At 51.0% G+C, this 23,198-nt stretch carries 18 protein-coding genes; all 18 read right to left on the minus strand.

The window, feature by feature from the left end:
- Positions 1-5: 5 nt before the first annotated feature.
- Positions 6-422, minus strand: a complete 417-nt coding sequence (locus HMPREF9708_RS00050) for a hypothetical protein (RefSeq protein ID WP_006307846.1) — start codon at positions 420-422, stop codon at positions 6-8.
- Positions 423-1,496: 1,074 nt separating this feature from the next.
- Positions 1,497-2,321, minus strand: a complete 825-nt coding sequence (locus HMPREF9708_RS00055) for a purine-nucleoside phosphorylase (RefSeq protein ID WP_006307848.1) — start codon at positions 2,319-2,321, stop codon at positions 1,497-1,499.
- A 10-nt stretch (positions 2,322-2,331) separates the two neighbouring features.
- Positions 2,332-3,498 carry a phosphopentomutase gene (gene deoB / locus HMPREF9708_RS00060; RefSeq protein ID WP_006307849.1) on the minus strand — a complete coding sequence of 389 codons (1,167 nt, stop codon included), beginning with the start codon at positions 3,496-3,498 and terminating at the stop codon, positions 2,332-2,334.
- Positions 3,499-3,583: 85 nt separating this feature from the next.
- Positions 3,584-4,513, minus strand: a complete 930-nt coding sequence (xerD, locus tag HMPREF9708_RS00065) for a site-specific tyrosine recombinase XerD (RefSeq protein ID WP_006307850.1) — start codon at positions 4,511-4,513, stop codon at positions 3,584-3,586.
- A 40-nt stretch (positions 4,514-4,553) separates the two neighbouring features.
- Entirely contained in the window at positions 4,554-5,438 is an 885-nt protein-coding gene (locus HMPREF9708_RS00070) for a CvfB family protein (protein ID WP_006307851.1), read from the minus strand.
- A 130-nt stretch (positions 5,439-5,568) separates the two neighbouring features.
- A complete protein-coding gene (gene pyk, locus HMPREF9708_RS00075) occupies positions 5,569-7,326 on the minus strand; it encodes a pyruvate kinase (RefSeq protein WP_006307852.1) in 1,758 nt (585 codons plus the stop codon).
- A gap of 21 nt (positions 7,327-7,347) precedes the next feature.
- Entirely contained in the window at positions 7,348-8,319 is a 972-nt protein-coding gene (locus tag HMPREF9708_RS00080) for an ATP-dependent 6-phosphofructokinase (RefSeq protein WP_006307853.1), read from the minus strand.
- 135 nt (positions 8,320-8,454) lie between these two features.
- On the minus strand, positions 8,455-11,802 hold the full coding sequence (locus HMPREF9708_RS00085; RefSeq protein ID WP_006307854.1) for a DNA polymerase III subunit alpha: 3,348 nt from the start codon (positions 11,800-11,802) through the stop codon (positions 8,455-8,457).
- 16 nt (positions 11,803-11,818) lie between these two features.
- The gene (gene queA / locus HMPREF9708_RS00090) at positions 11,819-12,856 is read right to left on the minus strand and encodes a tRNA preQ1(34) S-adenosylmethionine ribosyltransferase-isomerase QueA (RefSeq protein WP_006307855.1); all 1,038 of its coding nucleotides are present in this window, start codon (positions 12,854-12,856) and stop codon (positions 11,819-11,821) included.
- A 16-nt stretch (positions 12,857-12,872) separates the two neighbouring features.
- Complete coding sequence (gene ruvB, locus HMPREF9708_RS00095; RefSeq protein ID WP_006307856.1) at positions 12,873-13,883, minus strand: Holliday junction branch migration DNA helicase RuvB; 1,011 nt, start codon at positions 13,881-13,883, stop codon at positions 12,873-12,875.
- A gap of 27 nt (positions 13,884-13,910) precedes the next feature.
- Positions 13,911-14,495, minus strand: coding sequence for a Holliday junction branch migration protein RuvA (ruvA, locus tag HMPREF9708_RS00100; protein ID WP_006307857.1), 585 nt, complete (start codon positions 14,493-14,495; stop codon positions 13,911-13,913).
- Positions 14,496-14,933 carry a peptide-methionine (R)-S-oxide reductase MsrB gene (gene msrB / locus HMPREF9708_RS00105; protein ID WP_006307858.1) on the minus strand — a complete coding sequence of 146 codons (438 nt, stop codon included), beginning with the start codon at positions 14,931-14,933 and terminating at the stop codon, positions 14,496-14,498.
- On the minus strand, positions 14,926-16,794 hold the full coding sequence (gene mutL, locus HMPREF9708_RS00110) for a DNA mismatch repair endonuclease MutL (protein WP_006307859.1): 1,869 nt from the start codon (positions 16,792-16,794) through the stop codon (positions 14,926-14,928). The genes msrB and mutL overlap by 8 nt, the downstream gene beginning before the upstream one ends.
- 5 nt (positions 16,795-16,799) lie before the next feature.
- Entirely contained in the window at positions 16,800-19,376 is a 2,577-nt protein-coding gene (gene mutS / locus HMPREF9708_RS00115) for a DNA mismatch repair protein MutS (RefSeq protein ID WP_006307860.1), read from the minus strand.
- 14 nt (positions 19,377-19,390) lie between these two features.
- Positions 19,391-20,170, minus strand: a complete 780-nt coding sequence (locus tag HMPREF9708_RS00120) for a TIGR00282 family metallophosphoesterase (protein WP_006307861.1) — start codon at positions 20,168-20,170, stop codon at positions 19,391-19,393.
- Positions 20,171-20,406: 236 nt separating this feature from the next.
- The gene (locus tag HMPREF9708_RS00125; protein WP_006307862.1) at positions 20,407-20,868 is read right to left on the minus strand and encodes a hypothetical protein; all 462 of its coding nucleotides are present in this window, start codon (positions 20,866-20,868) and stop codon (positions 20,407-20,409) included.
- Positions 20,862-22,037 (minus strand): cobalamin-independent methionine synthase II family protein, encoded by a 1,176-nt coding sequence (locus tag HMPREF9708_RS00130; protein ID WP_006307863.1) that lies wholly within the window; start codon positions 22,035-22,037, stop codon positions 20,862-20,864. Before HMPREF9708_RS00130 ends, HMPREF9708_RS00125 begins: the two co-directional genes overlap by 7 nt.
- Before the next feature lie 57 nt (positions 22,038-22,094).
- Positions 22,095-22,907, minus strand: a complete 813-nt coding sequence (locus HMPREF9708_RS00135) for a phosphate/phosphite/phosphonate ABC transporter substrate-binding protein (protein WP_006307864.1) — start codon at positions 22,905-22,907, stop codon at positions 22,095-22,097.
- Positions 22,908-23,198: the final 291 nt, after the last annotated feature.

The following is a 23,198-nucleotide window of genomic DNA, read 5'->3' on the forward strand; positions in this document are numbered from 1 at the left end:
CAGACTCACACTACTTGTTCTTGCCGGTATTTCGCCGCCAAATCAGCCACAGGATCCTGCATCTGATATTGGATGGCTCCTGCAATCTGAGCTTGCGGATATTGTTGCTTCAAGTCCTTGTACATCTCATAAGCCACTTGGTCAACCGGAAAAGACGGAATCACCGACATCCGGTTGATTAAGATCCGCTCATCCTGGTCTGGACCCTCCCCCGCCTCATGAGTCAATGGACGGTGTTCAACCCCCACTAAGCCCACGAAGTTATCGGTAGCGGGATCCTTATATAAGTAAAGGGTCATCCCTTCGGTCTCTCGGTACTCGGCCAGCAGGTCGCTGGCGGTTAAGTTCTCATCCTTATTAATTGAGAGCGATAAGAGTCCAAGCACTACTTTTTCATTTTTGTTTGTCGAGCTTAATAACATTTAAGCGACCTCCACTAGCTTTCAATTTACTGTGTGATCTTATCATGACTTCCAAAAAAATTCAAGAAATGTCCCAATCTGTGAAGAATTCTGTCAGATAAAAAGGAAAACAAATGAAAGTTAAACAAAAAATAGCAGGCCGCCTCAAATGCTTAATCAAAGGAGACTACCCTCCAAAGCCAAGCTTTTTCGGGCTCGATCAGTTAGTCAAGGCCACGGCAATTATCATTTAATTTTTGGAAATGATCATCTAAAGAAGGTCCTTTCAATGCTTAATCAAGGGGGACCGCCCTCCAAAGCATGCTTTTCCGGGCTCGATCCGCTAGGCAAGGCCTAAACGGTAAACCGTAAGGCCTTGCAAGCTGCCCCGATCGTCCTCTTTCCTTTGATTAAACATTGAACGGCCTTCTTTGATTTTCACAATCTTACTGAATCATTGCCAAAATAAGGAAGTCTCTTCTTTCGAGTTGAAATGATCGGAGTACCCATAATATTGTCTGCTTCTTATTATGTCGAAATCGATTAGATTTCTTTCCGTCTCTATTTATAATCCCCATTCTTGATGTGAACTAATAAAAGCAAGGTCTCTTTTATATTTGTTTAGCCTCTTATTTATCTTTGAATGTGTCTGTCACGTTAGCTAGCTAAATTATAGGACCCGTCATTTTACTGACACTCTTTTAATCAAGCCTTTCCTTTTTATCCAACTGGAATTAATTACAAAAGCCCTAATTAAAAAAAGGCAGAAAATCCGTCAATAAAAGTCAGGTTCCACTGCTCCATCATAGGAAGGAGGAAGGGCCACGTAGCGTGCAATGCCTTACGGTTTACCGTTTAGGCATTGCCTAGTGGGCCTAGCCCGGAAAAGCGACAGCTTTGAAGGGAGGTCCCCTATGATAAGCAGTGACACCTGACTGATTGACGGTTATCTTGCCTTTTAATTTTTAGTTATTTTACATCACTTAATCCAAATAGACTAGCTCGAAAAGTTTAGCATTGAAAGGCTGTCCCTATGATAAGCATGGAACCAGCCTGATTGATGGTTCGCTTGCCTTTTCATTAATCCTAATGCCACTATACTTCACAATCCCAGCGGGTAAGGAAGGTTTGAATCAGTTGCTTAAAGCGAGGCTTAACCCGTTGAGAGACCTCCATCACTTCCTGATGGTCCAACTGGGCCTGCATACCAGCTGCCAGATTGGTAATACAAGAAATCCCCACAACCTCCAAACCGGCATGACGCGCCACAATCGCTTCGGGAACGGTCGACATCCCAACGGCATCGCCCCCTAGGGCCCGCACTGCCCGAATCTCAGCCGGAGTCTCATAGGTTGGACCGGTTAACCAAGTATAGACCCCCTCTTGCAGGGTTAAATCCATTTCTTGCGCAATTTCATGCAGAAGGGCTTGGCCTTTTTTGGAATAGGTCTGACTCATATCGACAAAGCGTGGACCATGGGGGTGGTTGGGGCCGATCAAGGGGTTGGCACCCGTTAAGTTCAGATGGTCGGTAATCACCATCAAATCACCCGGCTGGAAGGCTTCATTAACCCCACCTGCCGCATTGGTCAAGATCACGGTCTGAACACCTAGATCTTTAAAGAGCCGGATAGGATAAGTGACCTCCTCCAAGCCGTAGCCTTCATAATAATGGAACCGTCCTTGCAGGGCCAGAACAGTCTGGCCCCCTAACTGGCCATAGACTAGTTGCCCGGCATGCCCTTCCACGGTTGAAGTAGGAAAGTTTGGAATGGCTTCATAGGGAACCCGGATCGGATCATGAATCTCATCGGCCAAATCACCCAGGCCAGATCCGAGAACCAGTCCGACTTGAGCCGATTCAATCCCTTTTTGCTTCAAGTATCCAAGCGCTTTTGTGTCATGGGTTTGTGATTGCATCGTCTTCCTCCTACTTTAATTGACTTAAGAATGATTGGCCATGGTCAGGGGCTTGGACTTGGAAGTTATCGCAGATAGTGGCCGCGATGTCAGCAAAGTAAGCCGCCTCTAACTTCTTAGCCTCCTTCAATTGCTTGCCATAGGCTAAGAGCGGAACGTATTCGCGGGTATGGTCGGTTCCTGGAGCGGTCGGATCATTCCCATGGTCGGCCGTAATCAGCAGGAGGTCCTCTTCACCCATTTGGTCCATGATCTCCGGCAGACGGGCATCAAAGTCCTGCAGAGCTTGACCGTATCCTAAAGGATCCCGCCGGTGGCCATATAAGGCGTCAAAGTCCACCAAGTTGGTAAAGGATAGCCCTTGGAAGTCTTGCTGGAGGACCTTGATTAATTGGTCGACCCCATCCATATTGCTCTTAGTCCGAATGGCCTGGGTAATTCCTGCCCCATTGAAGATGTCCTGGATCTTACCGATAGCAACGACTTCATAGCCGCCTTGGTCTAAGAAATTCAAGGCTGTTTCTCCGAAGGGATCTAAGGCATAATCGTGCCGGTTAGCCGTACGGGTAAAGTCTCCAGCTTGGCCCACATAAGGGCGGGCGATAATCCGTCCGATCATATAGGGATCTTCCAAGGTGATCTCGCGGGCATATTCACAGATCCGGTAGAGCTCTTCAAGCGGGATCACCTCTTCATGGGCTGCAATCTGTAAGACTGAATCCGCTGAGGTATAGACAATCAAGTCACCTGTTTCTAATTGGTGGGGGCCTAATTCCTTAATAATTTCAGTTCCTGAAGCGGGCTTGTTGCCGACGATCTTGCGGTTGGCAAATGCTTCAAGCTTGTCAATTAATTCTTGGGGGAAGCCCTCTGGAAAGACCCTAAAGGGTTGGTCGATCCGCAAGCCCATGATCTCCCAGTGGCCGGTCATGGTATCCTTACCGGCGGAAACTTCCTCCAGCTTGCACCAGTATCCCTGGCTTGGATCGACTGGCTCAATTCCCTTGATTGGGGCAATATTACCCAAGCCTAAAGCCTGCAAGTGGGGTAAGTTTAAGTCCATCGCCTCGGCAATATGGCCCAAGGTATGCGCCCCTTCATCGCCAAAGTCCGCGGCGTCCGGCGCCTGTCCGATCCCAACTGAATCCATCACAATCAGGTGTATCCGTTTAAACATCATTGAACCTCCTATATTTAATCTTTCTTTTAATACCGTTTATTATGGCTAGCAGCAATTCATCGGACCCATCCTCTTGTAGATGTCAGGACGATTCCTCGCCCTCTTCCTCCTTGGCATGGGGGAAATATTCCTGATAGACCGCTTGTAGCCGCTTGTTACTCAAGTGGGTATAGATCTGGGTCGTGGAGATATCCGCATGGCCCAAGAGTTCTTGGACGAGCCGCAAGTCTGCCCCATTCTCCAACAGGTGGGTCGCAAAGGAATGGCGCAACATATGCGGTGAGACCTTGAAGGGGATCTTCGCTTCTTGGACATACTTATTCAAATTCTTCCAGATCCCCTGGCGGGTAAAGCCCTTACCCCGCTGAGTCAAGAAGACGGCTGGGCTGGGCGACTTGCCAGCTCTTGCAAAGGTCAGTCGCACTTCTTGCAGGTAGCGGTCCAACCAATAGGTCGCCTCCTCCCCCAGGGGGACGATCCGCTCTTTATTTCCCTTACCGACCGTTGAAACAAAGCCCAAGTCGACATGGACTTGGTTAAGATTTAACTGAGTTAACTCTGAGACCCGCAGGCCTGTCGCATAGAGGACTTCCAGAATAGCCCGGTCCCGGATCCCGATCGCTGTAGCAAGATCGGGTGCTGCTAGTAAGTCATCAACTTGCTTGAGGCTTAAGGTCTTGGGCAGGTGCTTGGCCTGCTTGGGCCCTTCCACCAACTGCATGGGGTCCTGGTCCACCACTCCTTCCTTCAAGAGAAAGTGAAAGAACTGTCTAAGCGACGACAACATCCGCGCCATCGAGGAGGCCTGGTAGCCCTGTTGACTCAAATCAGCCAGAAAGCCTTGAACATAAGGATAGTCAATCTTGGTGAACTCTATGGGGTTGCGGTCATAATAAGCCTTAAATTTAGCCAAGTCCAGCCCATAAGACTGGATGGTGTTGGCCGCCTTGGCCTGGTCAATTAAGAGATAGCGCTGGAAGTCTTCCAGGTAATCATCAAGTGAATGAGCCAATCACTCACCTCCTCTGGTAAAGTCTGCTAGATAAGAGCCCCTAGGCCTGGTCATCTGTATCGTTCAGTAAATAGACCCCTTCGCCCTTGACCTGGCGGATCTGACGATTCTTCAAGAGCGATCCGATGGCCCGTTTAAATTGGGCCTTGCTGATGCCCAGTTGAGACTTAATGGTTTCTGGGTCCGACTTGTCATGCAGGGGCAGGAAGCCTTGAGGCGACTTGGATAAGAGACGGAGGAGCATGGTGGCATCATCCTCAATCGCTTCATGGGCCCGTGGCTTCAAGGATAGGTTCAAGCTCCCGTCAGGGTGAACCTTAATGACCCGGGCCGCCACTTTTTGGCCTAAGCGCGGTGCTAGGATCCATTCGCTTTCATGGATAAAGGCCCGAAAACCCTCCTGGGTCATTAATTGGACTCCCTCGATCTTTAAGTGGGTAATGGTGGCGGTAACATCTTGATTCATCAACCGCTGGGGGGCTGGTTTAGTGATGGCCACCAGGTCTTCTTGACTGGCTAATTGCCCCCAAAACCGGTTCTTACGGTCGATGGTATAGGTCAGATAGAGCCTGTCTCCCTTGCGGGGCCAGTGGTCCTTTAAGTCGGGCAGGTCATCGAGTGAGACCACTACTTCCTTGTTGATCAAGCCGACATCGACAAAGACCCCCAAGTCGGTTCGAACCGCTACTACCTGGCCCCAACCATAATAGCCTGGGCGAATATCGGGGAGGTTGACCTGGAGGATGGCCTGCTTGTCCTTATCCTCATAGATCATGCCTTCGATGGCTTCACCGATTTCAAGCCTCTCGTCTTCGGCTAATTCTTGCTTGTTAATGGCATAGGTCTTGCCTTGATATTGGGCAAAGTAATGCCCCTGATTCTCGTCCGTGACCTTGGCGGTCACGATGCTTCCATATTGGTCCATAATCTACCCCTCGTCCTTTCCTTTTGATCATTTTATCATATTCCGCAAGGGAGGTGAAAGACAAGACCAAAGACACTGCTAAGAAAAAAGCAGGCCCTGAATTTGGACCTGCCTGGTAAATGGTTTTTGACTAGAAGCTGACGGTGGCCCCGCGGTAGATAAGTCCCCGTCTGGCATCAACGGTAATCAATTCCTTATCCTTGATGGCTTCCATCGCGCCTTCACAGGCCACTACAACCGGGATCCCGCGTTCTAAACCAACCAAGGCCGCGTGCGAGGTAATGCCTCCCCCTTCGCAGATAATCGCGCCCGCCTTGTCTAGAGCTGGGTTAAATTCCTTGTCGGTCTCATAGGTGACCAGGACGGAGCCGATACCCACTTGTTGGTTGGCCACGGTAGGGTCGGAAGTCACGACTGCCTTGCCGATAAAGTTACCGTTGCCGATGCCTTGACCGGTGGCTAGTTGAGTACCGATCAACTGGATCTTCATAATATTGGTCGTGCCCGATTGGCCGACTGGGACTCCGGCTGTAATCAGAATCAAGTCGCCTTCCTTGGCAAAGCCTTCCTCGACAGCCATTTGCGTAGCCGAATCCAACATCTCATCCGTTGAACCTGGCTTATCAATCACAAAGGCCTGAACTCCCCAAACGAGGGAGAGGGACCGCTGGGTCTCTTCGTCGAAGGTTGCCGCCAGAATATTAGCAGAGGGCCGGTACTTGGCGATCATATTGGCCGTATGGCCGGAGGAAGTTGCTGCGACAATCGTCCCAATACCTAGATTCTTAGCCGTATGGCCAACAGCTTGACCAATTGCTTCCGTCAAATCGGATTTATCGAAGGCCTTCAAGGTAAAGGCGTCTTGCCCTTGCAGTTGGTCTTCAGTCCGCACCGCAATCGATGCCATGGTCCGAACCGCTTCCACCGGATAGTCGCCTGCTGCGGTCTCACCTGACAACATGACCGCATCGGTCCCATCAAAAATCGCATTGGCAACATCCCCCGCCTCCGCTCGCGTGGGTCGCGGATTGCGCTGCATAGAATCCAGCATCTGAGTGGCTGTGACAACCGGCTTACCAGCTCGATTACACTTCTTAATAATCATCTTCTGAATCAGGGGCACATCTTCAGTCGGCACTTCAACCCCTAAATCACCACGCGCCACCATGATCCCATCGGAGACTTCAATAATATCTTCGATATTATCGACCCCTTCCTTGTTCTCGATCTTAGAGATAATCTTGACATTGGGCCGGCCCTCATCTTCGAGGACAGCCCGAATTTCCATGACGTCGGAAGCCGTCCGTACAAAGGAAGCCGCGATAAAGTCAATACCATTTTGGCAACCAAAGCGAATATCTGCTTCATCCTTGGGGGTGATCCCTGGTAAGTTCAAGGAAATATTAGGCACGTTGACCCCTTTTTGGTTCTTGATCATGCCGGAGTTCAAGACAGACGTCACAATTTCTCGCTGGCCCTGGTCAATTTCTGTAATCACCAGGTCGATCAGGCCATCATCGATCAAGATATGGCCGCCGACCTTGACATCATCAATTAAGTTGGGATAGGTGACCGAGATCTTATTCGGCGTGCCTAGGACTTCCTCCATGGCAATGCGAACCGTGTGGCCGCGTTCGAGCATAAAGCCATCCCCCGTCATCTGGTGGGTGCGAATCTCAGGGCCCTTGGTATCGAGCATCATGGCCGCCACGATGCCCGTTTCTTGACAGGCAGCCTTGAAGGCCTGGAAGTGGGCCAAGTGCCCCTCTTGCGTTCCGTGGGAGAAATTAAACCGGGCGACATTCATGCCGGCTTTCAAGAGTTCGATCATGTTTTCTTTGGTGTCGGTAGCTGGTCCGAGGGTACAGACAATTTTAGTTTTTTTCATGTTACGCTCCTTCGCTTGCGACTAATAGCGGTCCGTCAAGGCTTGGTTCAACTCGAATAAGTCGTCCCGCACCTTATGTTCATTCTTTTCCAGGGTCTCTACAATATCAAAGACAGCCAACTCTTCACTGCTAATACCTAAATAAATGCCGGATTGACCATGTAAGATTAAGTCCACCGCCTTGGCCCCCATCAAGGTAGCAAAGACTCGGTCGCGCCCAGTCGGGCTACCACCTCGTTGGATGTGGGACAAATTGACACCACGGACATCTTGCTCGGGGGCTTCCTTGGCATACTCCTTGACAAATTCTTCCACGCCCATGACCCCTTCGGCCAGGACGATGATGCCATGGTCCTTGCCATGGGACCGCGATGACCGCACTCGACGGACGATGTCGCCCATGAAGAATTCCTCTTCCGGAATCAAAATCGCATCCGCTCCCGTTGCCACACCGGCCCAAATCGCAATATCCCCTGCATTCCGCCCCATCACTTCAATCACGAAGGTCCGGTTATGGGAAGCAGCCGTGTCCGAGATGTTATCAATGGCTGTCGTAGCGGCTGACATGGCGGAATCAAAGCCAATCGTATATTCTGTCCCCGGAATATCGTTATCAATCGTTGCGGGAATCCCAACCGCGGGGAAGCCTAACTTGGTTAAGGCCAAGGCCCCTTGGAAGGACCCATCTCCGCCAATGACAATCAAGCCCTCAATCCCGGCCTGGGTCATCTGGTCGACCGCCTTCTTCTGCATGTCTAATTCCCTAAATTCAGGAAACCGGGCCGAATATAAGAGCGTCCCCCCTCTTCGAATCGATTGGGAAACATGGTTAATCCCTAAGGGCAGGTAGTCTCCTTCGACCAAGCCTTTAAAGCCATGTTGAACCCCAATAATATCCACTTCGTGGTGTAGGCCTTCTTCGACGACCGCCCGAATGGCCGCGTTCATTCCAGGTGCATCTCCACCACTCGTCAAAACAGCTAAACGTCGCATTGGACCAGCTCCATTTCTATATCCTCTCAATTGAATCTATGATATTTTTCTGCTAGGTCTATCTTACCACGATTTAACCCCCCTGTCGCATGAAAGGCCTAGGGGGGTGTTCTTTTCTGACTGATGGTTAACCGCTTAGCGAAAAATCACATTGTCCTTACCGAAGAGCTGATAGAGGGCTTGTTGGGCCCGGTAGGCGGATGAGATCTGGTAGGGGGCATCCAATTGCCAGGTGTTCTGGTTCGAGTCGACCAGAATAATGGCTAAGGGGCCACTATATGCCAGAGCGATCTCCTTGAGTTGGTCGAGCGGTGGCTGAGACCGAGCTGGATCCAACCGAATAAAGACCTTCTGATAAGTAGGCTGGTCGGTCGTCTCGCTGGCCGCTGTGAGAGCTGGCGGTGGTTGGATGGTTTGAACGATGAGTTGCTTGGCTTGCTGGCGGTCCTTGTCTACCCGGCCAGTCACCTGAATGACCTGCCCCTCCTTCAAGAAGGACTGGTAACGGGTGAAGGCTTCCGGAAAGACCACCAGCTTGACTTGACCTTGACTATCAGACCCGGTCACAAAGGCCATCAAGTCTCCCCGCTTAGTCTCAATGACCCGTACCTCTTCAACCAATAAGAGGAGGACGGCCCGTCGGTTTAAGCCCTGCTGGAAGAAGTCTTGACTGGTCATCAAACCCGACTGGCTGGACCTAATCAGCCCCTGGTAGCTATCAAGGGGGTGGGTGGCTAGTCCTGGCCCTAGTGCCTTGATTTCTCGCTTAATCTTCTCAGCCAGGGGCCAGTCTTTCTGAGCGGCAATCTTGGGCTCAATTTCGGCTAGTAAGGCAATCTGGTTGCCAGAAATTTTGCGGTACTGCAAGAGGTTGGTGAGATTGGCGGTCAGGGTGGCCCGGTTATAGGTAAAGCCGTCCAGGGCCCCTGCATCGATCAGGGCCTGGATCAGGTCTTCCTTCAAATACTTGTCCGGCAACCGCCGCAAGAGGTCTTGAAAATCAATAAAGGGGCCAGCCAGGTTGCGTTCATTCAAGACCGCCTTGGCAAAGTCCTGGCGCATGCCCTTGACGGCCATCAAGCCAATCCGAATCTGCCCACCTTCGATGGCAAACTCCAATAGCGACCGGTTGATATCCACCCTTAAAAAGGGGCCGACCTGGTCTTGAGCCAGACGCAGGTAATCTCCCTGGCTCTGTTGTTGCGACCGCCCCTGGTTGACCAGAGCGGTAGAGAATTCTAAGGGATAGTGGGCCTTCAAATAGGCGAGTTGGTAGGCCAGGGTCGAATAGACCACGGCATGGGCCTTGTTGAAGCCATAATTGGCAAATTGGTAGATGTAGTGGTAGACCTTGTCGGCCATTTCTTGGCTAAAACCGTTAGCCAAAGCGCCTTGGATAAATTGGTCTTTGGCCTTGTCCATGATCGCGACTTGCTTCTTGCCCATGGCCCTTCTTAGGAGGTCAGCTTGCCCCAAGGAGAAGTTGGCCATGACCTGACAGATCTGCATGACTTGTTCTTGGTAGACAATAATCCCGTAGGTTGGCTGCAGGATCTCTGCCAGTCTGGGGTGGAGGGTATCCACACCTTCCTTGCCATGCTTACGGGCAATGAAGTGGCGGATCTGCTGCATGGGACCTGGACGGTAGAGGGCGTTGACCGCCACAATCTCCTCAAAAGAATCCGGATGGACTTGGCGCAACACCTGGCGGATGCCCTGGGATTCAAATTGAAAGACCCCCAGAGTCTCACCCTGCTGGAAAAGGCTCAAGGTCTTAGGGTCGGCTTGGTCAAAGGCTTGCGGATCCAGATCTTGTTGCTGGTTGACTTGAATCAGGTGCAAGACCTCGTCCAACAATTGGAGGTTTCTTAAGCCTAAGAAGTCCATCTTCAAAAGACCGACCGCTTCAACTTCCTCCATGGCGTATTGCGTGATCTGCAATTGGCCTGGACGGTCAAGAATGGGGATCCAAGTCGACAAGGGCTGGTCGCCAATGACCACCCCTGACGCATGGGTCGAAGTGTGACGTGGTAAGCCTTCAAGTCGTTTGGCCAGGTCAAAGACAGCAGCCTGGTCACTGGAGGCTGCCACCAAGGCTCTTAAGTCGCTGGAATTAGCATAGGCTTGGTCCAGACTAATGGCCAACTCTTGCGGAATGGCCTTGGACCAAACTGATTGGGTCTGTCGATCATAACCCAGGACCCGGAGGCTGTCCCTCAGGGCTTGTTTAGCCCCAAAGCTCCCAAAAGTAATCAATTGGGCCACCTGGTCATGGCCATATCGGTTTTCCAGATAATGCAGGACTTGATCTCTTTTATTGTCGGGAATATCGATGTCAATATCGGGCATATTATAACGTTCAGGGTTGAGAAAGCGCTCGAACAACAAGTCATATTGGATGGGGTCCACCCGGGTAATCTGTAAAAGGTAGGCCACTAGGGAACCAGCCGCTGACCCCCGGCCCGGACCCGTGCGAATCCCCTGCCGGTGGCAGTAAGCCAGCATCTCCCAGACAATTAAGAAATAATCGACAAAGCCCATGGCTTCAATGGTCGACAGCTCATGGTCCAGCCGGTCCTGGTAGGAAGGATTGTCACCTTGCTTGATCCGGTCTAAGCCTTGTAAGCAGAGCTGGCGGAGATAGTCGGCCGCTTTTTGCCCCGCTGGCGGCTCAAAATGTGGCAAAAGCGATTGGTTCAAGGGAATAGTCACGTCCATTTGATCGACCAGGGCCTCCGTATTCTCTAGGACATAGCCCAACCCTTGCTTGGTGTACATGGCCCGCCATTCTTGATAGCCATAGAGATAGTGAGAAGTCCGGTAGTCAAACACCGAACCATCCAGCGTTTCGTTGGCATGCAGGGCCTGTAAGACCTTCAAGGCAGGCCCGTCCTCAGCTTCCAGGGCCTCAATAGCCTGGTTGGCTACCAGGCGCAGGTCCATCGCCTGGGCAAAGTCAATCAGCCCTTGGGCCTCTAGCTTATTAAAGGGATAGATGGACATGCCCAGATAGAAGTGGTCGGTCAGTCCCGCTGCTTTGAGTTGGTTCAAGATTGCAACCGCCTTGTCTTGGTCATCATGAAGGAGGGCTTGCTCGATCTCACCCTGGCGGCCAGGACTGATCAAGACAAGATGGTCGCGATAGGTTTGGATGATCTGCCAGGCCAAATCAGACGCTTGGCTGGCATTGACGGCCTTGGAGACTTGAATCAAAGCCAAATAGCCCTGGTCATCCAGGGCATAAAGGAGATAAGGATAGACTTGGTCGACTTGGACCTTGCCCGGTAGCGGGGTCATCATGCCAATTAAGGGCTTGATCCCTGCCTGCCGACAAGCCTGGTAGAAGGTCAAGCTGGCATGGAGGACGCCCTGATCGGCTAAGCCAAGGCTGGTATAGCCGAGGGCTTTCCCTTTGGCGACATAGCGCTTAGGGTCCAGGGTCGATTGTAAGAATGAATAGGCGCTTTGAGTATTGAAGAGCATGCGCCCCACCCCTTCCTTATAAGATTAACATCGCATCCCCGAAGGAGAAGAACCGGTATTTGGCTTGAACAGCATGTTGATAAGCCGCTAGAATCGCTTGCCGGTCATAGAAGGCTGAGACCAGCATCACCAGGGTCGATTGGGGTAGGTGGAAGTTGGTAATCAAATGGTCCACCAGCTTAAATTCAAAGCCTGGCGTAATAAAGATGTCTGTCCAGCCGGAAGCCGCCACGATCTGACCGTCATGTTGCTGGGCGACGGTCTCCAAGGTTCGAACCGTTGTCGTTCCAACAGCTACTATCTTGCCGCCCCCCTGCTTCACCGCTTGAATCTGGTCAGCGGCATCTTGACTAACTTGGTAGAATTCCGCGTGCATCTGGTGGTCTTCGACTTGGTCGACCGAGACGGGTCGAAAGGTCCCTAAACCGACATGAAGGAGAATAGGAATCACCTGGATCCCCTTGGCCCGGGCTTGGTCCAATAATTCAGGGGTAAAATGCAGACCTGCCGTCGGAGCAGCCGCTGAACCATTCTCCTTGGCATAAACGGTCTGATACCGGTCGGGGTCATCCAAGCGCTCCTTGATATAAGGCGGCAAGGGCATTTCACCGAGCGATTCCAGGACTTCTAGAAAGACGCCCTCGTAGGAGAATTCAATAATCCGACCACCATGGTCCATGGAAGCGATGATCTCTCCCTTGAGCGGCCCGCCCTGGCCGAAGGTCAACCGAGTACCGACCCGGGCCCTTTTGCCGGGCTTGACCAGGCATTCCCATTGGTTGCCTTCAATATTCTTTAATAGGAGCACTTCAATATGGCCACCCGTATCTTCTTTGACGCCAAAGAGGCGGGCGGGAATGACCCGGGTCTCATTCACGACCAGGGCATCCCCTGGTTGAAGGTAGTCTAGGATGTGCTTGAAGTCGGTATCTTCTTGCGTGTGCGCCTGGCGGTCCAGGACCAAGAGCCGGGAAGACGACCGGTCCTTGAGGGGGGTCTGGGCAATTAAGTCTTCGGGTAATTCATAGTCAAAATCTTTGGTTGATAAGGTCATATTATTCTTCTTTCTCTTATTTATCTGAGTCAACAGGCGGATAACCGAGGTGGCGGTAAGCTAAGTCTGTGGCAACCCGCCCTCTGGGAGTCCTTTGAATGAAGCCCTTTTGTAAGAGGTAGGGTTCGTACATATCCTCAATAGTCACCACATCTTCCCCAATATTCACCGCGATCGTGCCAATCCCGACCGGCCCGCCTTGGTAGAATTCAATCATGCTGGTTAATAACCGCCGGTCGAGGGCATCCAGGCCATAGCCATCAATTTCCAATACGGCTAGCGCCTGGTTGGCATGGTCATGGCCGATTTCTGCCTGGTCTTGGAACTGGGCAAAGTCGCGCACCCTGCGCAAGATCCGGTTGGCCACCCGCGGGGTCCCCCGGCTGCGCCGGGCAATCTCTAAGGCGGCTTGGTCTTCGATGGTCACGCCAAAGACTTGGGCAGACCGCTTAATTATCTCATAGAGGTCCTGGTCTTGATAGTAGAGCATATGGGCCATAATCCCGAACCGGTCCCGCAAGGGCTGGGTCAACATCCCCGCTCGGGTGGTCGCCCCAATTAAGGTAAAGGGAGGCAATTCGAAGTGGATGGGCTGCGCAGACGGGCCTTGACCGATCATAATATCGACATAATAGTCTTCCATGGCGGAATAAAGGACTTCTTCCACCACCCGCGGCAGGCGGTGAATCTCATCGATAAAGAGGATATCGCCCGCATCTAATTCATTGAGGAGGACTAGGAGGTCACCGGGCCGCTCAATGGCTGGACCGGAGGTGGTCTGAATCTTGACACCCAATTCATTAGCAATCACCAAGGCCATGGTCGTCTTACCCAGTCCAGGTGGTCCATAGAGGAGGACATGGTCGAGGGCTTCTTGCCGCTTACGGGCCGCTTGGATGTAAATGGTCAGTTCTTGCTTGATCTTGTCCTGGCCAATGTACTCCTGCAGGTAGTGGGGTCTTAGGGACAGCCCCCCCAGCTCATCTTCTGCTTGATAGTCACCGTCTACCAATCGGTCCTTTTCCATGTAATCACCTTCCTTTTTCTTGTTTTTTTACTTTCTTAAGAGCTTGAAGGCCAGACTCAACCCTTCTTGGGTCTTAACTGGCTTGGCTTCTTGAATGGTTGGCAGAATCCGGTCTACTTCCCGTTGCGAATAGCCAAGACCCAGTAAGGCTTGCTTAATCTCTTCCAGGATCGGTTGGTTGGCTGGTTGAACTGGTTGGGCCTCCTCGACATCGATGGCTAATTTGCCTTGCAAGTCGAGAATCATCTGTTGAGCCGTCTTCTTACCGACCCCCGGGAACTTCATCAAGTACTTGGCATCGCCCGACTCAACGGCTTGGATCAAGCCTTGAGGGTCTTCATGGGCTAGAATCGCCAAGGCGGACTTGGGTCCAATTCCTGAGACCTTATTCAACCGGTTAAAGAGGTCCTTCTCCTGGTCATTAATAAAGCCATAGAGTTTGAAGGAATCCTCCCGCACCACTAATTCAAGGTAGATCGTCACCTCCGTCTTAATCTGGTCCTGCCAGCGAAAAGGATTGGCTGTCCAAATCTGATAGCCAATCCCTTGCACTTCGACGACCAGATAATTAGGGTGAATCTGGCTGAGTTGGCCTCTTAGATAGTCATACATTTATTCCACCAAATCCTTGTATTGACCGTAACCTTCAGCCTCCATCTCCTCATAAGGAATAAAGCGCAAGGCCTTGGAATTAATACAATAGCGTAAGCCGCCTTGATCTTGTGGGCCATCGGGGAAGACGTGACCCAGATGGGATTCACTGTCCTTAGACCGCACTTCAATCCGCTTGCGCATTAAGGAATGGTCGTCATGCTCCGTCAAGGTATCTGCCGCAATGGGTCGGGTAAAGGCTGGCCAACCGCAACCGGCATCATACTTGTGGCTACTTGAGAAGAGGGGTTCCCCACTGACCACATCGACATAAAGGCCCTTTTCATAGAAGTTATCATATTCCCCTGTAAAAGCACATTCCGTTCCTGCTTCTTGGGTGATGCGGTATTGTTCTGGATCTAAGGCCTTGATTTGTTCTTGGTAATCTTTCTTACTCATAATAATTTCCTCCTTGGTGACTATCCATGATTCGCTTAAATAATTTCTCAATCGTTTCCTGGTTAAAGGCAACAAAAACAGGTCGTCCATGGGGACAGTGGTAGGGGTCTTCCAGGGTCTGCATGGCTTCAATCAAAGTCGTCGCTTCTTCACGGCTCAGGGCCTGGTTGGCTTTGATGGCTCCCCTGCAAGACTGCATAACAATCGAAGCTTCACGCAGCTGGTTGATCGTCAAGTTTGGCTCGCGGTCCATCCGTTCAATCAAGTCAGGAATCAAATGGTCCAACTCATCGACTTCTAACCAAATGGGATAAGCATTGAGCTGGTAAGTTCGGGGCCCAAAGGCTTGTAAGTCAATCCCCAAGGCCTCTAACCGATCCTGGTGGTCTTCCAATAATTGAACCATCCGAGCATCGAATTCAAAAACCAGGGGCACCAAGAGGGTCTGCTGTTGGGTGACGAGGGTGTCCTCAGCCATCAAGCGTTCGTACCGCAGGCGCTCCTGGGCAGCATGTTGGTCAATGAGGTAGAAACCCTCCGGACTTTCTGCCACCAGGTAGGTCCCATGAATTTGGCCCACATAGCGCAAGCTCCTAAAGTCAATCCCGACCGGCTTCGCCTTTGGAACCGGGTCTGACTGCTGAAGGGGTTGGGTTGCTTCTCTAATCATACCATCTTGTGTGGTGGGATGCGGACCTTCTTGCTCAAAGAGGGAACCAGGTCCAGGTTGACTCAAGGAAGCCCCCCGCTGGGGTCGGTACCGGGTCCAAGTAGGACTGGCCCCAGCTGGCGGACTGGTCTCTAAACTGGGTCCTAGTTGGCCTTCTTTCAGCAGACTTTCCCCCGCTTCAGGGACGGTATTGACTTGGGAGAGTCCGGCCTGCACCTCCTCCACCACCAGATCAGCTAACTCTTCTTCTAGACTCATCCGGACTGTCTGCTTGGTCGGATGGACGTTGACATCGACCAGGCGTGGATCCACTTCAATGACGAGAAAGGCAATGGGAAACCGCCCCACCATTAACTGCCGGCCATAGGCCTTCAATAAGACATTGGTGAGGACGGGACTCTTAATGGATCGCCCATTGACCATCCAGTGGATCCAGGCCCTGGACGTTCGGGTAACTTGTGGTGGCGACAGGTAGCCGGACAGGTTAAAGTTGCGACTCTGGCCAGAGATCGCGATCAACTGGCGGGCCAAGGCCGGTTGGTAGAGGTTGGCAATGGTCTCTAATAAGGCCTTCTTGCCACTGGTCCTCAAGACTACTTTCTGGTCGGCCATTAATTGAAAGGCAATCTGGGGATGGGCCAAAGCTAAGTCCTGGACCACAGTCAGAATATGCCGCATCTCCGTTCGCAAAGAGGCCAGATGCTTCAACCGAGCCGGTGTATTGTAAAAGAGCGAGGTCACCTCAATATGGGTCCCAGGTCGAGGCGGACAAGTCCGGATAACAGGGTCTTGCCCTTCCTGAAGGCTCATCTGATAACCCACTTCATTGACAGTGCCGTCGCGGTTGAGGGTGGAATCGATTTGGACCTTGGCGACAGAAGCAATCGAAGCCAGGGCTTCCCCACGAAAGCCTAAGGAATGGATATTAAAGAGGTCATGCCGGTTAAAGAGTTTGGAGGTGGCATGAGGCAAGAAGGCCAGCTCCAGGTCTTCCCGGTCCATGCCCCAGCCATTGTCGGTCACAGAGATCTTCTGGATCCCCGCTTCCACCACTTCGATTTGAATGGTATCTGCCTGGGCATCAATCGCATTCTCAACTAATTCCTTGACCACTGAGGCGGGACGCTCCACTACTTCACCAGCAGCAATCTGGTTCGCCAATTCAGTCGACATCTGTTTAATCTGTCCCATTCTGATCACTCCTTGTCTTGTGACTTAAGTTGACCCTTTAATTGGGCGAGGAAGTTTAAGGCATCTAAGGGGGTCATGGTGTTTAAGTCTGCCGCTTCCAGGTCTGCCTCCACCTGGGAAGGGCTAGCCTTAGCAGGTTGAGCCGGCAGATTGAAGAGAGGAATCGCCTGGTTGTTGGGCTTTCTCAAGTTCTGCGCCTGACTCTCCAATTCATTGAGGACTTCTTGACTGTGGTTGATCAAGTCATCAGGCAAGCCAGCCAAGCGGGCCACATGTAAGCCATAAGACTTATCCGCCGGCCCCTGCAGGATCTTATAGAGGAAGACTAGCTGACCATATTCTTCAATCGCCCCGACATGGATATTACGCAAGGCATCTAACCGGTCGGTCAAGTCGACTAACTCATGGTAGTGGGTGGAAAAGATCGTTGCCGCTTGCACTTTTTGACAGAGATGGTAGAGAATCGCTTCGGCCAAGGCCATGCCATCGAAGGTCGCAGTCCCCCGCCCGATCTCATCAAAGAGGATTAAGCTACGCTCAGTAGCATGCTGCAGGGCATAATTGGTCTCCACCATCTCTACCATGAAGGTGGATTGGCCACTGGTCAAATCATCCGAAGCTCCAATCCGGGTAAAGATCTGGTCCACCAGCGGTAAGCTGGCTGATTTGGCGGGAACAAAACACCCAATCTGGTTCAAGATCACGCAGAAGGCAATCTGCCGCATATAGGTTGACTTACCAGACATGTTAGGTCCGGTCAGTAAGAGAACAAACTGGTCCGGCTGAATCACGACATCATTAGCGACAAACTTCTGGCTGCCTAAGACCTTCTCTAAGACGGGATGGCGGGAGGCTTCGATGTGCCAGTCCTTGGCCTGGTCCACAATCTCGGCTTGAACAAATTGGTCGGCCTCACTTAGGGCCGCAAAGCTGGCCAAGACATCCAATTCTGCCACCCTTTGCGCCAAGTCCTGGAGGGACTGACCATACTGATTGACTTGGTCGCGCAAGTCCACAAAGAGCTGGTATTCCAAGGCGGTCGCCTGGTCTTGGGCGGTCAGAATCTTGGTCTCAATCTCTTTTAATTCTTCGGTGATAAACCGTTCATTATTGGTCAGGGTCTGCTTGCGGATATAACGGTCATCCTCTAGGTCCTTAGCCTGGATCCGGCTGACTTCAATATAATAGCCAAACACCTTATTATAGCCAACTTTCAGGGTCTTTAACCCTGTGCGCTCGCGCTCTCTAGCCTGGAGGTCTAAGAGCCAGGTCTGGCCCTGGTCCAGCGCTTGCCGGTATTGGTCTAAGGTCTCATGGTAGCCTGGCTTAATCAACCGTCCTTCTGCCACACTGATTGGTGGCTCTTCAACCAAGACCTGGTCAATTCGGTCGAGAAGGTCCGTAAAAGTCGGGAGGCCTTCAAAGAGGCCGTCTTCCTCCTGGTTCATCCGGTTCAGCGACTGGTTGAGGGCCGGAATTTGCCGCAGGGTCGCCCTTAACTGGTCCAATTCACGGGCATTGACCGTCTTCAAACTGATCTTAGTGACAAGACGCTCTAAGTCATAGACCGACTTCAGCGTCTCAACCAGGTTGACCCGGTCAAAGTAATGGTCAATCATAGCCTTGACCTTACGGTGCCGGTCCAGCAAGGGGGCCTTGCGCAAGAGGGGCTTATCCAACCACTGGTGGAGTAGCCGGCCGCCCATTGCGGTTTGGGTCTGGTCGATCAGCCACAAGAGCGACCCCTTGCGCCGCTTGGTCCGCAAGGATTCGGTTAATTCGAGCTGGGTCTTGGTATAAAGATTCATCTGCAGGTACTGGCTCAATTCATACCGGTCGACTTCCTGCAAATAATCCAGGGACTGCTTCTGGGTGGCCCATAGATACTGCGATAAATAATCCAGCAGGCCTGCTTCGTGGGGTTTGGCATCCTCCAAGCGGAAGAAATGATGAGAAGAGTCGGCTTGGGCGTTAAATGCAGACTGGTAGCTGGTGAGACTGGCTTGCAGGCCTTCAAATTCTTGCTGGGTCAACCCATTCAAATCACTAGGGTCATAGAGCCACTCACTGGCCTGGATGGTCTGCAATTCACTGACAAATTGGGTCCAGTCATCTGTATGGGTTAGCCGGGTCTTACCGGTTGAAATATCCGTATAAACGAGAGTGTAGGTCCCCTCCTGCTTACTGAGGGCAGCCAGGTAGTTACTCTTCTTTTGGTCCAGGGCTGTATCTTCTAGGACCGTTCCTGGTGTGATCACCCGGACCACATCCCGCTTGACCATGCCCTTAGTAACCTTGGGGTCTTCCAGCTGCTCACAGATCGCGACCTTATAGCCCGCTTGAATTAAGCGGCGAATATAGTCCGTGGCAGAGTGATAAGGAACGCCACACATGGCTACTGGATGGTCGGCCTTCTTGTTGCGGGAGGTTAAGGTAATCTCTAATTCCTTGGAAGCCACCAGGGCATCCTCTTCAAACATCTCATAGAAGTCTCCCAGACGGTAGAAAAGGATGGCATCAGGGTATTGATCCTTAATCTGATAATATTGCTGCATCATAGGTGTATCGCTGCGCTTAGCCATCTTAATTCTCCTTCCTATCCGATCTCACGCACCAGGTCGATCCGTTTAGCCCGACCCGTTGCCTGGTCCACTTCGATGACCACCGCATTCAAGACCAAAGGCTTTGTCTTGGCCACTTCCAACCGGGTCGGTAGTTGACTGGTGAAGCGTTTGAGGACGGTCTCCACCTGGAAGCCAATAATCGAATCCCAAGCACCTGTCATACCGACATCACTGATAAAGGCCGTCTTTTGAGGGAGGATCCGCTCATCGTGGGTCTGGACATGCGTATGGGTACCGACCACAGCCGACACCTGTCCATCCAACCAATAAGCAAAGGCCTGCTTCTCACTGGTCGATTCCCCGTGAAAGTCAATTAAGATATTCGGTGTCCGGTCCCGGATGGCTTGGATCTGGTCCTTTAAGTTAGGAAATGGCAAGACAGTCGCCGTCATGAAGGCATTGCCCAAGACATTGACCACCGCTAATTCGACCTCATTGACCTTGAGATAATGCACACCCTGGCCAGGTGTGGCTTCTGGTAAGTTCAAGGGGCGTACCAGACAATGGGCCTGGTGAATATAGTCAAAGAGCTGCCGCTGGTCGAAGGCGTGGTTGCCTAAGGTGATCACATCAATCCCCTGCTGTAACAGGTCTTTATAATGCTTTTCGCTAATCCCTCGCCCTTGGGTCACATTCTCCCCATTAGCAATCGTGACTTGCGGTTTGTACTGGCGCTTGATGCCTGGCAAGTGGTGACGCAAGGCCTGAAGACCTGCCTCCCCTACAATATCCCCAATAAATAGTAGTCTCATGGTTTCCTCTTTCTAATCCACTAATCGTCGTTAGCCTCTATTTTACCAAAAAATCATGCAAAAGATAAGCCGGTCCCCTGGGATAATAAACAGACAGTCTTCCTTGAAGATGGAATCGCTAAATTAAAAAACCAAATGCACCATCGAGGAAAAATATAGGCACTCCGCCCATTCCTGATGAAGCATTCGGTCTTTATTTCTTGTTAATGATTCCTAAGCCTTCCTTCGGTCCGCTACTAGAGGATGGCTTCAAAGACAAAGTCAAAGTCAAGCGCCTGGTTGACACTCTGGTAGACAACCGAACCGCCCAAGGCTTCCATGGCATAGGCTTCAGCATCTTCAATCAAGCCATCACATTCCAAGAAGATCTTGGCCGAAACTCGGTCAATCTTAGGATTCCCTTGCATCCCAACCACCCCTAGATAGGACAAGGGGTCGGTGAGCTGAAATTGAAAAACACCTTCGATCTTTTGAATGTCTCTTAAATGGGCTTGGTCATAGGCAATGATGGCCTTGAGAATCGAAGAGGAAATAGCAATATGGAAATGATCCAAGCTGGTCGCCTGGTGGCGGTCAATATCAAAGGAGACCTCTTCCGTGACGGAGACCTGGAACTTATCCGCGTAATGCTTGATTTCCTTTAAGTCCGTTGAAATAACCCGGTATTGGTAGTGGTAATAGGTTGATTCTTCTAACATGCATCATACTCTTCTCTTAGGGTTTGGCTGGCTTGGTGGAGGGTCTCCAACTTGTTGGCAATGAATTCCTCCGAATTCACCGCCCGGTTGGCAAAGGTGGCAAAGCCACAATCAGGATTTAACCAGACCTTGTCAGGACTGGTGAAGGCTAAGGCCTTATGGACCTGGTTGAGAATCTGATCGAGACTTTCTGTCTCATCCAATCGTGGATTCATGACACCCAAGCCGAGAATCTTCTCCTTCATCGCTGGATCTTGATAGAGAGAGGCAATTTCACCCGCTCGTGGAGTAGAGAATTCTAGGAAATAGACATCCGCATCCACTTGGTGGAGTAAGTCGATGAGAGGAGTATAGGACCCGGTTAAAAGGATGCTCTCATCCCGGCTCCAATTTCCCCGACAGATGTGGAGGCCGGCCTTAATGGGCTTGTCCTTGATATAAGCAAAGAGGTCCTTCAAGATGGCTGTCGCAAAGGCCAACTCTTCACTGGGATCCTTCTTTTCGGAAAGCGCCGCACACATAAAGGTCCGGGTCTTTCCTTGCGAGAAGACCACTTCGGTTAGGACCGGTTCATCAAATTGAACCAGGTCGACCCCGATTTCACACAAGTGGTCCACTTCTTGCTTGAGGACCGCTAGCACATCCTGGGCGAGGGCTTCCTTGTTGGCGTAGTACTGACCCGAAAGATTCGGTAACCACATTGACCGTGTCATCAGGTAGGGCCCTGGTAGGGTAATCTTAATCGGTTGGTCGGTCAATTCTTTCAGCAGTCTAGCCTCATCGACCGCAATCCCCTTCTGGTAGCGGACCTTGCCATTACAGATCGCATTCTTAATACTTAAGGCCGGCACATCCAGAATGGTTAAGATCTCTTCAAAGGCTGCCTTATCTTCCACATAGTCTAGCATCTCCGCCATACTCAAGCAGGTCACCCCGTCTAACTTATCGGAGACGAAGGAGACATAGTTGTCTCGGGTCAATTCCCCGCAGGTAATCCAATCGATCCCCGCTGCTTCTTGCATGCGGACCAGGTGTTCAGTCTCCTTCTTGATCAAGTCCCGGTAGGCCGCCTCTTCTAATTGCCCATTACGATACTTCTTATTGGCAACTAAGACCTGCCTTGACCGGGGCCAGCTGCCAATTAACGACGTCAAAAATCTCGATTCCATGGTCATCCTCCTAAGAAAAAACTGGACCCACAAGCTGGATCCAGTCTGCTCAAGTTACTATTCTTCGCTATAGTTTAAGTAAGCCACCGCTTCTTGCAGCTGTTTGAAGCCTTCTAACCGGCCAGGTACCCATTTCTTTAAGCCTTCTAAGTCCATCATTTCCTTGTGGTCTGGATTGTTGTAATCCATCTTGTCCAAGAGTCTTTCCCATTCTTTCAAGACTTCTGGGTCGAACCCTTCACGCAGAGTGAAGATACAGTGGTCAAAGTTTGGGGTCTCCGCTAGGACTTCATAAACATTGGGATCAATTGTACCATCGGCTACCCAAGCTTCCCAGTTCAAGTCTAACATCCAACTTGCATCCAGGTCGCCAGCCTTCAAAGCCTCAAAGGCATCCTTCTCGCCTCCGACGTGGTCCCCATGGAGACCAACCCCAATGTCAAAGCGTTCTTCTTGATAGTCTTGGTCGAATTCAAGGCCATTGTCCTTCAAGAAATGAATCGGAATCAAGCGCGCCTGAGGTGAATCAAAAGCTCCGAAGCCAATCTTCTTGCCCTTCAAATCGGCAACCGCTTGAATGCCTTGGTCTTTCTTCACGACCAGGACAGAGTGACGGTCTTGGTCTGTATCCCGCATATAGGAATAACCCAGTTTCCCATTTGAACGAATGTCGGACATCACATAAGCAAGGGGTGAATTCCAGGCAATATCAATCTTGCCTTCTAAGAGATAGTCCACTTGGTCTTTATAATTACTGAAGAAGATCAAGTCGAGCTCCATTCCCTCCTGACGGAAGTAATCTGCAATAATGTCCCATACAACTTTTACCTGAGGTGAGTAGATCACTGCACCGATCGTCACTTTTTCCATATTTTCCTCCTAAATTCTGACATGCTGACTTGAATTTAGCACAATCCTAAATGGCCTTCAAGAAGTTGACTCGCTAAGCTGGATGACTTTGATACTTATTAAAAATTTTTATTTATCTATTTCTTATTCAAGAACAAGGCCGGATCTAATGATGTAGCCATTAACCTCTAATTAAGACCACATATTGACCGTACCTTATAGTGATAATTGATAAAAAGTGAATCAATTTCTTATTATTCCCTATAAATGAAAGCGTTGTTGGACCCTGATCGATATGCTAAGATTGCCATG

The organism is Facklamia languida CCUG 37842 (assembly GCF_000245795.1).
In the GTDB taxonomy this organism is placed as follows: domain Bacteria; phylum Bacillota; class Bacilli; order Lactobacillales; family Aerococcaceae; genus Facklamia; species Facklamia languida.

Coding starts and splice junctions, on each gene's coding strand:
- HMPREF9708_RS00085 (WP_006307854.1), bottom strand. CDS start 11,802: ATGCTCTTCAATACTCAAAGCGCCTATTCATTCTTACAATCGACCCTG.
- msrB (WP_006307858.1), bottom strand. CDS start 14,933: ATGAGTAAGAAAGATTACCAAGAACAAATCAAGGCCTTAGATCCAGAA.
- HMPREF9708_RS00050 (WP_006307846.1), bottom strand. CDS start 422: ATGTTATTAAGCTCGACAAACAAAAATGAAAAAGTAGTGCTTGGACTC.
- queA (WP_006307855.1), bottom strand. CDS start 12,856: ATGACCTTATCAACCAAAGATTTTGACTATGAATTACCCGAAGACTTA.
- mutS (WP_006307860.1), bottom strand. CDS start 19,376: ATGGCTAAGCGCAGCGATACACCTATGATGCAGCAATATTATCAGATT.
- deoB (WP_006307849.1), bottom strand. CDS start 3,498: ATGTTTAAACGGATACACCTGATTGTGATGGATTCAGTTGGGATCGGA.
- HMPREF9708_RS00125 (WP_006307862.1), bottom strand. CDS start 20,868: ATGTTAGAAGAATCAACCTATTACCACTACCAATACCGGGTTATTTCA.
- ruvB (WP_006307856.1), bottom strand. CDS start 13,883: ATGGAAAAGGACCGATTGGTAGACGGTGACTATCAAGCAGAAGATGAG.
- HMPREF9708_RS00120 (WP_006307861.1), bottom strand. CDS start 20,170: ATGAGACTACTATTTATTGGGGATATTGTAGGGGAGGCAGGTCTTCAG.
- ruvA (WP_006307857.1), bottom strand. CDS start 14,495: ATGTATGACTATCTAAGAGGCCAACTCAGCCAGATTCACCCTAATTAT.
- HMPREF9708_RS00070 (WP_006307851.1), bottom strand. CDS start 5,438: ATGGACCAATATGGAAGCATCGTGACCGCCAAGGTCACGGACGAGAAT.
- HMPREF9708_RS00135 (WP_006307864.1), bottom strand. CDS start 22,907: ATGGAAAAAGTGACGATCGGTGCAGTGATCTACTCACCTCAGGTAAAA.
- mutL (WP_006307859.1), bottom strand. CDS start 16,794: ATGGGACAGATTAAACAGATGTCGACTGAATTGGCGAACCAGATTGCT.
- HMPREF9708_RS00130 (WP_006307863.1), bottom strand. CDS start 22,037: ATGGAATCGAGATTTTTGACGTCGTTAATTGGCAGCTGGCCCCGGTCA.
- pyk (WP_006307852.1), bottom strand. CDS start 7,326: ATGAAAAAAACTAAAATTGTCTGTACCCTCGGACCAGCTACCGACACC.
- HMPREF9708_RS00055 (WP_006307848.1), bottom strand. CDS start 2,321: ATGCAATCACAAACCCATGACACAAAAGCGCTTGGATACTTGAAGCAA.
- HMPREF9708_RS00080 (WP_006307853.1), bottom strand. CDS start 8,319: ATGCGACGTTTAGCTGTTTTGACGAGTGGTGGAGATGCACCTGGAATG.